This is a genomic window from Bradyrhizobium sp. LeoB3 (assembly GCF_055456055.1).
Window position 1 is genome coordinate 1 of record NZ_JBVBEF010000161.1, and the last position, 10,661, is coordinate 10,661.

A 10,661-nucleotide genomic window follows, 5' to 3' on the forward strand; every position below is an offset into this window, starting at 1 on the left:
AGAGAAGCCCGATCATCCCGCCACCTTAGCCGAATCCGTCACATCATCAACTCGGACAAGGTTTTCGGTACACACAGGCCCGGTCGGTCTTCAATCTTTGATCCGAGTGTGGCTTGCAGGTCAGCGCTTGCCGGTCGGCCCCATCGATTGCCAGTTGCAACCGCGCTCGAAGGCGGCGCCGGCCTGATAGAGCGTCGACTCCTGCCAGTGTTTGGCGACCAGCATCAGCCCGATCGGGCGGCCGCCTTCTCCAAGGCCGCACGGGATCGAGAGCGCCGGATGGTGGGTGATGTTGAAAGGGCACGTGTTGGTGATCTGCTCCCAGCTATGCTGCATCAGGATTTCCATCGGCGCGTCCGGCGACGGAATCGGAGACGCCATCATCCGCGTCGTCGGCATCAACAACAGATCGTATTTCGCGAGCGCGGCGTCATACGCAGCGCGTAGCCTCCGCCGCAGATTTTGCGCCTTGAAGTAGAAGTAGCCCTGATAGAATTTGTCGGTATAGGCGCCCAGCAGCATGCCGACCTTCACGGTATCAGGCAGCTCGTTGGCACGGTCGCGCAGCGAGCCGAGCCGGCCGGCCAGCGAGATCGGATAGACGCCTTCTATATTGCGCGGCAACGGGCTCTTGACCATCGCATGGAAGGTCCCTTCGAGCGCGATCGCCGACCAGATCGGCACGCCGGTCAGATGCCAGGGCACCGAGATCTGCTCGACGCTGGCGCCCTGGTCCTGCAGCACCTTGGCGGCCGCGCGCACACCGGCATCGACGTCCGGATGGGAATCGAACTGACCGAAACCCTCCTGCACCACGCCGATCCGCATGCCGGAAGCGCCGCGATCGATCGCCTTGGTGTAGGTGTCGAGCTTGAGGCCGCGCTGGCGGGAGTCGTAGCCGTCCTCTCCGGCCATCACTTCGAGGAACAGCGCATTGTCCGCCACTGTCGCCGTCAGTGGACCGGCATGGTCGATTGTCGGGTCCATGCCCATGATGCCGGTATAGGGAACAAGGCCCCATGTCGGCTTGAGGCCGACGACGCCGGATAGCGACGCCGGAATCCGGATCGAGCCGGCCTGGTCGCCGCCGGTCGCCATGTCGACTTCGCCGAGGGCGACCAGCGCGCCCGAACCGGTCGAGGAACCGCCCGGGGTATGGCCCCAAGCGCGCGGATTCTGCACGGGCCCAGACGTGCTGGTCGCGGCGCCGCCCGAGAATGAGAAATATTCGCAGACCGACTTGCCGACGATCTCGGCGCCGGCGTCGAGCAGCCGGGTGATCACCGGCGCATCGAATTCCGGCACGTAGCCTTCCAGCACGGAGGCGCCGTTGGTCAGGGGAACGCCGGCCAACGCATAGGTGTCCTTGACGGCAACTTTCTTGCCCGCAAGCTTGCCGCTGCCTGCACCCTTGATGTGCGTCTTGGCGATCCATGCGCCGTGCTTGTTCTCCTCGCCCTCGGGCCGATAGTATTTTCCGCGCGGATATTTGATTTCGGGAACGTCGTCGGGCAGCGACGCAAGCAGGCTGTAGCCGTCACCGAACGGCTTGATGAAGCCGATCACTGAATTGGCGTAGCCTTCGGTGATGTCGATGCCCAGGCTGTCGCCGATTTCGCGCAATTGCTCGGTCGATGGAAGTTTGAAGGACATCGGCTTTGCTTCTCATAGGGGATGCGCGAGAGACGGATCTCAATCGCGCCGTTGCAGGTGTTGGCTCTGGTGTGTCCACCGATAGCATGCGTGTCGTTCTTCACGCTTGGCTGGCAATGCCGCCTGCTTGCCTCGGCGCGCCAATCTTCGTCATGCTCTTCGCTGGCACGGCTCTTGCTTTGAAATTCTGATATCCGAGCACGATGATCTCGATCGGAGAGTTTCGATGTTCAGTGCCCAGAATATCGTCGGGGCCAGCCGATCCTTTGAGCATTGGCACTACGCCACCTGCCACAACTATTCGATCACGGACTATCGGCGGACCAGACAGGGGCCGTTCTCGGGCCATATCTCGGCGCATTCCTTCGGCACGCTTACCGTCAGCAAGCTCTCCTCGCTGGCAACCGACGGCCGGATCGAGGTGGTTCGCGGCTCCGCGGAAATCCGCGCCGATCAGCGCGATCAGTTCATGTTGTTCCTGGTCTATTGCGGCGACGTCGGCTTTGCGCAGGACGGCGCTCGGCGCGCGTTCGCAGTGGAGACATGATCATCTACGACCAGGCGCAGCCGTTCACGATGGAGTTCGGGGGCGAGACGCGGCAGATCATCGTTTCGATCCCGCGCCCATTGATGGCATCACGCGTTCCCGAGGCGGAACGATTTACCGCGCGTTTGATTTCATCGAATTCGAAATTGGGTACGCTGACGGCGAGCGTCGTTCGTCAGCTCGTCGAGTTCGAAGCCTCGCTCGATGAGGAGATCGCCAAGCGGGTCAGCGGCTCCGCGCTCGACATATTGGCGGCGACGCTTCAGGCCGAATTTTCCGATGATGGTGAGGACGCAGGCCGGCATGATCCTCGGCTCGCGCGGCTCAAGCGCTACGTTATCGCCAACCTGCACGACTGCGAAATGACGATCGACAGCATTGCGTCCGCGCAGAATCTGGCGCCCCGCACCTTGCACCGGCTGTTCGCCGCCGAAGGCACGACGCCGATCCGTTGGCTGTGGCAGCAGCGTCTTTCCGCGAGCTACAAGGCGCTCGCCGAAGGCCGCATCAGGAACGTGACGGATGCCGCGCTGAGCTACGGATTCACCGATCTCTCTCACTTCAGCCGGGCGTTCAAGAAGACGTTCGGCCACGCGCCGCACACCCTGGTGCGACGCTGACTGATTGCGGCCGTGGCACGCAGGTGCCGGTCGCACCGAAATGCCATCAACGCCTGAGACCGACACTCAGGCGCTCCCTCTTGTTGCCCGATCAGACTGCGCTGTGTCGCGACCGGCTAGATCCGGGCAACGAAGCGTGCATGGCTGATTGGCAACCATAACCTAGCATTTGGCAGTCCGAGACAAGCGTGGGCCTCTGAGCTGAGGCTAGCATCGCGGCCGGGTGAACTGGAGCATCGCTGGTTCACGGGGTGGGATCGGCCTGCGGCGAGATTGTTCTTCTCCACGAGGCAGCACGCACATGATCGGAAGATCTCGGCACAGAGGAGAGACCGGACGATGGGTATGAACCGCAGAACATTCTTGAAGACCAGCGCCTTCGCGCCCGCACTGGTTCGGAGCGCGGCCGCGGCCGATCCGATTCTGATCGCCAGCATGTACGACCTGTCCGGCGGGCTCGAAGGCTCGGGCAAGCCGATGTACGACGTCCTCAACTTCGCGGTCAGCGAAATGAATGCGGCGGGCGGGCTGCTCGGCCGCGAGATCAAGGTCATCAGCTACGACACCCAGACCAACATGCAGCTTTATGCGCAATATGCGCAGGAAGCCGCGCTCAAGCACAAGGTCGCGGTGGTCCATGGCGGCATCACCTCGGCCTCGCGCGAAGTGATCCGGCCGGTCCTGGACAAGTACAAGACGCTGTACTTCTACGACATGCCATATGAAGGCGGCGTCTGCGACCGCAACATCTTCATCGATGGCGTGACGCCCGCCCACAACACCCAGATTCTGGTCGAGCACGGCCTGAAGAACTGGGGCAAGAAGGTCTATACGCTCGCGGCCGATTACAATTACGGCCAGATCACCTCAGACTGGGTGAAGAAGTACGTCAAGGACGGCGGCGGCGAGGTGCTGGGCACCGAGTTCTTCCCGCTGGATGCAGCCAATTTCGGCAGCACCATCTCCAAGATCCAGGCCGCCAAGCCGGACTGGATCATGACGATTCTGGTCGGCGGCGGCCCGATCTCCTTCTACCGCCAGTTCAACGCCGCGGGCCTCGCCGGAAAGATCCCGATCGCATCGACGACCTTCTCCGGCGCGAACGAACAACTCGTGCTCACGCCCGAGGAGAGCAACGGCATCGTGGTCGCGTACAACTACCTGGAGACGCTGGACAGCCCGGCCAACAAGGAATTCCTCTCCCGCTTCCGTGCCAAATATGGCGCCGACTATCCGCCCATCTCCGACCTGACAATGGCGAGCTACCAGGGCATGCTGCTCTGGGCGGCCGGCGTCAAGAAGGCCGGCTCGCTCGACCGCGAGAAGGTGATCGAGGCCCTGGAGACAGGCATCAGCATCGACGCGCCGAGCGGAAAGGTCACGCTCGATCCGCAAACCCATCACTGCATCTTCGACGTTCACCTCGCCAAGATGCAGGACAAGAAGCCGGTTCTGATCGAGACATTCCCGCAGCGCAAGCCGGAAGATACCGCCGCGGTGTGCGATCTGAAGAAGAATCCGCGCGAAGCGAAGCAGTACATCATCAAGGTGAACTAGTGCCTGGTTGCATCGAGCTGTGTCCTTGGTCCTGGAGGCTGCTGCGTTGGACTTAGCAATCGTTGTCGGGATCGATTTCATCTACGCGGTTGCGACGCTGGCGCTGATCAGCGTCGGGCTTGCCATCGTGTTCGGCATGATGCGGATCATCAATCTCGCCCATGGGGAATTCATGGTGATGGGCAGCTACAGCGCCGCCGTCGCCGTGCATCATCATGTCAATATCTGGATCGCCATCCTGATCATCCCGCCGGTCACCGTGGCAATCATTGGCGCTGCCGTCGAATACCTGATCGTGCGGCGGCTCTACGGGCGCATGGTCGAGACCATGCTGGCGACGTGGGGGCTCAGCCTGTTCGTCGTCGGCATCCTGACCATGATCTTCGGTGACGTCACCGAAGGCGTGCCGACGCCGCTGCCGGGGATAACGATCGGCTCCTATCAGGCGAGTGGCTACAGCCTGTTTGTGATCGCGGTGTCGATCGCGGCCATCGTTGGCGTCTATCTGGTGCTGCGCAACAGCCGGCTCGGACTGCTCGCGCGGGGAACGATGCAGAATGCCGAGATGGCGGCGGCGCTCGGTGTCGACACTTCGCGAATCTACGCCGTCACCTTTGCGTTCGGCGCCGCGCTTGCGGGATTGGCTGGCGGCGTATTGGCGCCGATCTCGGGCGTATTCCCCAGTATCGGCGGATCCTATATCGGCCGCGCCTTCATCACCGTGATCGGCGGCGGGCCGGCCGCACTGGTCGGCACGATCTCAGCATCATCGCTGTTCGGCTTCATCAATCAGCTCGCGACCTTCGCGACCAATCCGGTCTACGGCGAGGTGGCCCTTCTGGTGGCGGCGATCATCCTGATTCGTCTGCTGCCGCAGGGCATCACCGGACGCTTCTTCCGGGGCAGCCTATGACCGATCTCATTCGCGCCAACAGAGGCCTGGTTGCCGTCGGCGTCATCGGCCTGGGATTGTTGATCGGGCTGCCACTCGTGCTCGATCTCTACACGCTGCTGCAGATCACGTTCTACGTGATCTTCGCGATCCTGGCGCTGAGCCTCGCCTTCATCTGGGGGTATGGCGGCATTCTCTGCTTCGGCCACTCCGTGTTCTTCGGACTCGGTGCCTATGCCTATGCGGTTAGCGTCATCAATATCGGCGAGAGCACTCTGCCGTTCCTGATCGCGATGGCGCTGCCGGCCGCATTCGCTGCCGGGCTGGGCTATTTCATGTTCTTCGGGCGCATCAGCGACGTCTACGTCGGAGTCATCACGCTGACAGTCACGCTGATCTTCTACAACGTCGTCAATTCCACCGCCGGCCCCCGATATCACATCGGCGAAGCGCTGCTCGGCGGCTTCAATGGCATGCCCAACGTTCCCTCGCTCAACGTTCCGTTCCAGCCGGACAATACGCTTGAGCCCGAGGGCATGTTCATCCTTTGCGGGGCGATTCTGTTGATCGTCTATTTCGGCCTGCACGCGCTTCTGCGCACCCGGTTCGGACGAGTGCTGGTCGCCGTGCGCGAGAACGAGCAGCGGGTCGAATTCCTTGGCTACGATTCGCGGCTGCACAAGCTGATCGCGTTTGCGATCGGCGGCGCGCTCGCCGGCCTCGCCGGCTGCCTGTTCACGGCTTGGGGCAATTTCGTCAGTCCGACCGCGTTCAGCGTGGTGCAGTCGGCGCAGATCATCATCTGGCTGATGGTCGGCGGGCCGGGCACACTGCTCGGCCCGGTGATCGGCGCCATGTTCATTTCGTGGCTGACCGTGAAGATCGGCACCCAGCAGACGATCAACGCCAACGTCGTGCTCGGGGGCATCCTCCTGGTGTTTGTGCTGCTGGTGCCGAAGGGCATCGCGCCGATGGTCTCCGAACGGTTGGTGCCATGGCTGCTCTCGCTGCGCCAGACGCAAGCCTCGCCGCGGCCGGTCGCGCAGGAGCGCAAGGCATGAGCGCGCCGCTGATCGAGACCCGTGGGTTGGTCAAGCATTTCGGTGGCGTGCAGGCGATCCGCGGTGTCGGTTTCACGCTGGCCGAAGGCGAATTGCGCTGCCTGATCGGTCCAAACGGGGCCGGCAAGAGCACCTTCTTCAAGCTGCTGACCGGACAAATCAAGCCGACCAGCGGCTCGGTCCTGTTCCGCGGGACCGATATCACCGCCTTGCAGGCGCACGAGATTGCGCGTCTCGGCATCGGCGTGAAGACGCAGGTGCCCAGCGTCTTCAATGGTCTTTCCGTGCGCGAGAATCTGTGGATCGCCGCGGCGCGCCACAGGAAGGGACGGGCGATCGCGCAGGCGGTGGAGGCGCAGATCGAGCGCCTGATGCTCGGACGCTTCGCCGAGAGCGTGACCGGCCAGCTCGCTCACGGCCAGCGACAGCGCGTTGAGCTCGGCATCGTGCTGTGCGGCGAGCCGAACCTGATCCTGCTGGACGAGCCGGCGGCCGGAATGACGGAAGAGGAGCGGGGCCGCACCGCGGAGATGATCGTGGAGATCAACCGCGACCACCCTCTGATCGTTGTCGAGCATGACATGGCCTTCATTCGCAGCATCGCGCGGCGCATCACCGTGTTCAATCAGGGCACGATCCTGATGGAGGGCGATGTCGACGAGGTCTTCAACAGCCAGGCGGTACGCGACGTCTATCTCGGCAAGGCGGTGGCCGCGTGATGCTTCAGGTCGACAACATCCACGCCGGCTATGGCCGCATCCCCGTGCTCTCTGGCATCAACTTCAGCATGGCCGAAGGGCAGGTTGTCGGCGTGCTCGGCCATAACGGCATGGGCAAGACCACGCTGCTCCGGACCCTGATCGGACAGATCCCGCTCAGGAAAGGCGCGATCCGGTTCGATGGCGCCGACATCAGCAGATTGTCCTCGTTCCGCCGCGCCCGCGCCGGCATCGGCTTCGTTCCGCAGGGCCGCGCGATCTTTCCGAATCTGACGGCCCGCGAGAACCTGCGGATGGGCTTCATCGAGGATGGTGTTCATTCCGAAGAGAACACCGTGAAGGATGTGCTGGCGCGGTTTCCCCGACTAGATTCGATCATCGATCGCAGCGGCGGCGCGCTCTCCGGCGGCGAGCAGCAGATCCTGGCGCTGGCGCGCTGCCTGTGCGGGCGGCCGAAGCTGCTGCTGTTGGATGAGCCGACCGAAGGCATCCAGCCATCGATCGTCGAGGAGATCCTCGAGATCCTGATCGGCCTGCACCGTCATCGGGGCCTTGGCATCATCGTCGTCGAACAGAATCTCGATTTCATCAGGCGTCTTTCCGGCCGGGTGCTGTTGATCGAAAAAGGCTCGATCACGGGAGAGGTCACGCCCGACGCACTGGGGGAGACCCGCGAGCTCGGCGCCTATGTCGCCGCCGAGTAGGAACACTTCGGACCCGCAACAAGCGGGTCACGAAGTCGGCAAGGCCGGCATTGCCGGCACAACAACCAGCGCAACGGAGCGCACAGACAGAGAGGTCGCCATGCACAAGATCGAGATGTCCCCCGAGATTCTGGACCGCATCAAGGCTTATCGCGACGGGCTGCACATATTCGGCAATATCGATCCCGCACGCACGGCGCATATCATCGTCGATCTGCAGAACGGATTCATGGAGCCCGGCGCGACGGTCGAGCTGCCGGTGGCGCGCGAGATCGTTCCTAACGTCAATGCGATCTGCGCGGCTGTGCGGGAGGCCGGCGGCCTCAACGTGTTCATCCGCTACCTGATCGACGACGAGACCCTGGTGAGCTGGTCGAGCTGGTTCACCGACTTCGCTTCGCCTGAGCGGCGCAGGGCGATGATCGATACGTTCAGCCGGGGCCGCCATGGCTTTGCGCTCTGGCCGGGCCTGGACGTGCAGTCGAGCGACCTGATCGTCGACAAGACCCGCTTCGGCGCCTTCGTGCCGGGCTCCTCGAAGCTGCACGAGATCCTGCAGGAGCGCGGGATCGACACCCTCATCATCACGGGGACCGCGACCAATGTGTGCTGCGAATCGACCGCGCGCGACGCGATGCAGATGAACTACAAGATCATCTTCGTCGCCGACGGCAATGCCGCGATGACCGACGCCGAGCACAATGCCACGCTGAACAACATGGTGGCGCTGTTCGCCGACATCATGACCACCGGGGAAGTGGTTGGCGTGCTCGGCACCGCCGCAGCTTCCAGACAGGCCGCGGAGTGATTTACGAGCCCGGCTGAAGCCCGGCGTCGAAAAGCCGCGTGTTCAGCCGCGGCCGGGCAAGGGGAATACGCGCATGGCACACCGACCGAGGATCGCCCATCTGGCTGGGCCGACGGCGACCATTCAGAACTCGCCGCCGCTCGTCACCTCGAACAAGGCGCGTAGAAAATACGGGCTGCCGCCACGCACGAATCGCGACGGCAGCGATGCGCGGTTCGATGCGCTGCGGGCACAGCGGCTGGCGGCCCCGGCCACGGTCTATGTTGAATGCTTCTCCGCTCATCCGCTGGAGGCGGATGCCGCCGAGCTCTATGGTCCGCCCGACGGTTATCTGGATGTTAACGGCATCTTCCGTCGCGAACGCATGAGCGCGACGGACAAGGCGGTGTTCGAAATCGAGATCAGGCCGGAGGACGGTCTCTATCCGCTGCCCTATATGGCGCGGAAGGCGGATGGCGAGGCCTGGGAAGGCGAGTGCACGGAGCCAGGTGCGCCGGCGTCGCAGGCGAGGCAGTCGTTCTATCCTGACGGCTCACGCAGTTTCGAGGAGATCGACCGCTTGAGCGTCGGCGCGGAGGGCGTCGGCAATCTGATCTCCGCCTTTGCGGACGTCGATTTCTACCGGGTGCTGCCGCCGGCGGGGTACACCAAGGGGCTGCTGGCATCGCTGCGCACCGACGTCGGGGAGGGCGACATTCCGCCGGAAACCCGCAGCAAGGATTTCTTCGCCTACAGGCCCTATCACCTCGGCGAAGCGCCGCCGCGGCCGGCCTTGGCGCGTCTTACCAACGCCGCCCGCCGGATCTTCGATAGCAACAGATATGACGGTGCGATCTACACGCAGGGCAGTCCCCAGATCGAGGAAGTCGCCTACTGGTTCAATCTTCTGATCGACACGACGATTCCGATTTGCGGTAATGCCGCGCAGCGGCCACAGGGCGAGCTCAGCCATGACGGTCCGAAGAACATCACCGATTCCGTCGAGTACATCGCCTCACGAGTCTGGGCCGATGAGCAGGGCCGCAACCGCGCGGGCGTCATCGTGCTGCAGGAGCAGCGCTTCTTCGCCGCGCGCGAAGTGATGAAGGTCGACGCACGGCCGGGCGGCTATGTCGCGACCGGCGGCCACGGCGGCATTCTCGGCGGCATGGGCTATCACGGCGCCGCCGTCCTGCACTACGTGCCGGCGCTGAAGCACACCTACCTGTCGGAGGTCAATCTCTCGAAGATTCCACTCTCGGTACCGGTCGCTTTGCGTTCAGACGGGATTGTCAGGCGCAACGAGACCAGGATCCGCGAGGACAATGGCGATCTCCTGGAGGGCGCCATTCCCTCCATCTCGATCGTCAAGGATGGCGGCTTCTATGCCGAGGAGTATTTCGAGGATCCCGATGTCACCACCGATCTCGTCGCACTGGTGGAGCGCAAGCTGGCGAAGAATCGCCTGGCCGGCTTCGTCGTCGAAGGCACGGTGCCATACGGCAAGATGACGTCGTCGGTTCGGCAGGCGGCGTTGCAGAAAGCGATCTACAGCGGCCTGCCCGTGGTGCGCGTCGGCCGCGGTAGCCCCGAAGGCTTTGCCGATCCGCACCCCTATTTCATCGCGGGCTCCAACCTCACAGCGACGAAGGCGCGAATGCTTCTGATGGCCTGTCTCCTGAAGTTCGGCAGCCTGCCGCCGGCGAACAATCCCGACGAGCCGACGGCTGCCGAACTCGCTGCGATCAGGGACGCCGTCGGCGCGTATCAACGAATTTTCGATACGCATTAGGGCGCCTTATTCCTTTAATGAGAACTTCTCATTTTGTGAGAGATCGCACCAGCTGTCTGTACCGAAAACCTGAGCTCGGGCGTAGTGGTGGTGAAGTCCGCCAAGAATGACGTGTGATTTAATGCTTCCGGTCCGCTGAACCGGGCGGGCAACCGGCGCGTCTTTGTCCAACGACCGGTGCGCTCGGATGTCGTTGTAATAGCGTGCGTAGGATCGCAAAATCCGTCGTAGATGCGTCTCACCAAAGACGATGATGTGATCTAAGCACTCGCGGCGGATCGATCCGATCAACCGTTCGGCAACTCCATTCTGCCACGGCGAGGCCGGTG

At 63.0% G+C, this 10,661-nt stretch carries 11 protein-coding genes; 9 read left to right on the plus strand and 2 right to left on the minus strand.

The features are described 5' to 3' along the window. Positions 1-120: 120 nt before the first annotated feature. Positions 121-1,653, minus strand: coding sequence for an amidase (locus ACZXDY_RS42845; protein ID WP_028169178.1), 1,533 nt, complete (start codon positions 1,651-1,653; stop codon positions 121-123). Between the two features lie 226 nt (positions 1,654-1,879). On the opposite strand from ACZXDY_RS42845, the gene ACZXDY_RS42850 reads away from it, so the two are divergent. The 9 genes from ACZXDY_RS42850 (at position 1,880) to ACZXDY_RS42890 (ending at position 10,332) form a co-directional block, all read left to right on the plus strand. Continuing rightward, positions 1,880-2,200, plus strand: a complete 321-nt coding sequence (locus ACZXDY_RS42850) for a hypothetical protein (protein ID WP_464349635.1) — start codon at positions 1,880-1,882, stop codon at positions 2,198-2,200. Then, positions 2,197-2,820: a helix-turn-helix domain-containing protein gene (locus tag ACZXDY_RS42855; RefSeq protein WP_464349636.1), complete on the plus strand. Its 624-nt coding sequence runs from the start codon at positions 2,197-2,199 to the stop codon at positions 2,818-2,820. Before ACZXDY_RS42850 ends, ACZXDY_RS42855 begins: the two co-directional genes overlap by 4 nt. 339 nt (positions 2,821-3,159) lie before the next feature. Beyond that, complete coding sequence (locus ACZXDY_RS42860; RefSeq protein ID WP_464349637.1) at positions 3,160-4,377, plus strand: urea ABC transporter substrate-binding protein; 1,218 nt, start codon at positions 3,160-3,162, stop codon at positions 4,375-4,377. Positions 4,378-4,423: 46 nt separating this feature from the next. After that, positions 4,424-5,290 carry an ABC transporter permease subunit gene (locus ACZXDY_RS42865; RefSeq protein WP_028169175.1) on the plus strand — a complete coding sequence of 289 codons (867 nt, stop codon included), beginning with the start codon at positions 4,424-4,426 and terminating at the stop codon, positions 5,288-5,290. Next, positions 5,287-6,330 (plus strand): branched-chain amino acid ABC transporter permease, encoded by a 1,044-nt coding sequence (locus ACZXDY_RS42870; protein WP_464349638.1) that lies wholly within the window; start codon positions 5,287-5,289, stop codon positions 6,328-6,330. Before ACZXDY_RS42865 ends, ACZXDY_RS42870 begins: the two co-directional genes overlap by 4 nt. Beyond that, entirely contained in the window at positions 6,327-7,049 is a 723-nt protein-coding gene (locus ACZXDY_RS42875; RefSeq protein WP_028169173.1) for an ATP-binding cassette domain-containing protein, read from the plus strand. The genes ACZXDY_RS42870 and ACZXDY_RS42875 overlap by 4 nt, the downstream gene beginning before the upstream one ends. After that, positions 7,049-7,753: an ABC transporter ATP-binding protein gene (locus ACZXDY_RS42880; RefSeq protein ID WP_464349639.1), complete on the plus strand. Its 705-nt coding sequence runs from the start codon at positions 7,049-7,051 to the stop codon at positions 7,751-7,753. The genes ACZXDY_RS42875 and ACZXDY_RS42880 overlap by 1 nt, the downstream gene beginning before the upstream one ends. A gap of 100 nt (positions 7,754-7,853) precedes the next feature. Then, on the plus strand, positions 7,854-8,561 hold the full coding sequence (locus ACZXDY_RS42885) for a cysteine hydrolase family protein (protein WP_464349640.1): 708 nt from the start codon (positions 7,854-7,856) through the stop codon (positions 8,559-8,561). Positions 8,562-8,634: 73 nt separating this feature from the next. Continuing rightward, positions 8,635-10,332: an asparaginase domain-containing protein gene (locus ACZXDY_RS42890; RefSeq protein ID WP_464349641.1), complete on the plus strand. Its 1,698-nt coding sequence runs from the start codon at positions 8,635-8,637 to the stop codon at positions 10,330-10,332. Positions 10,333-10,338: 6 nt separating this feature from the next. Here the strand turns inward: ACZXDY_RS42890 and ACZXDY_RS42895 are convergent. After that, positions 10,339-10,661, minus strand: a 323-nt coding sequence (locus ACZXDY_RS42895; protein WP_464349642.1) for an integrase core domain-containing protein, incomplete at its 5' end; no start/stop codon positions are given.

Bases quoted from the DNA above. Each gene is read 5' to 3' on its own strand.
- ACZXDY_RS42845 (WP_028169178.1), bottom strand. From the start codon at position 1,653: ATGTCCTTCAAACTTCCATCGACCGAGCAATTGCGCGAAATCGGCGAC.
- ACZXDY_RS42850 (WP_464349635.1), top strand. From the start codon at position 1,880: ATGTTCAGTGCCCAGAATATCGTCGGGGCCAGCCGATCCTTTGAGCAT.
- ACZXDY_RS42855 (WP_464349636.1), top strand. From the start codon at position 2,197: ATGATCATCTACGACCAGGCGCAGCCGTTCACGATGGAGTTCGGGGGC.
- ACZXDY_RS42860 (WP_464349637.1), top strand. From the start codon at position 3,160: ATGGGTATGAACCGCAGAACATTCTTGAAGACCAGCGCCTTCGCGCCC.
- ACZXDY_RS42870 (WP_464349638.1), top strand. From the start codon at position 5,287: ATGACCGATCTCATTCGCGCCAACAGAGGCCTGGTTGCCGTCGGCGTC.
- ACZXDY_RS42875 (WP_028169173.1), top strand. From the start codon at position 6,327: ATGAGCGCGCCGCTGATCGAGACCCGTGGGTTGGTCAAGCATTTCGGT.
- ACZXDY_RS42880 (WP_464349639.1), top strand. From the start codon at position 7,049: ATGCTTCAGGTCGACAACATCCACGCCGGCTATGGCCGCATCCCCGTG.
- ACZXDY_RS42885 (WP_464349640.1), top strand. From the start codon at position 7,854: ATGCACAAGATCGAGATGTCCCCCGAGATTCTGGACCGCATCAAGGCT.
- ACZXDY_RS42890 (WP_464349641.1), top strand. From the start codon at position 8,635: ATGGCACACCGACCGAGGATCGCCCATCTGGCTGGGCCGACGGCGACC.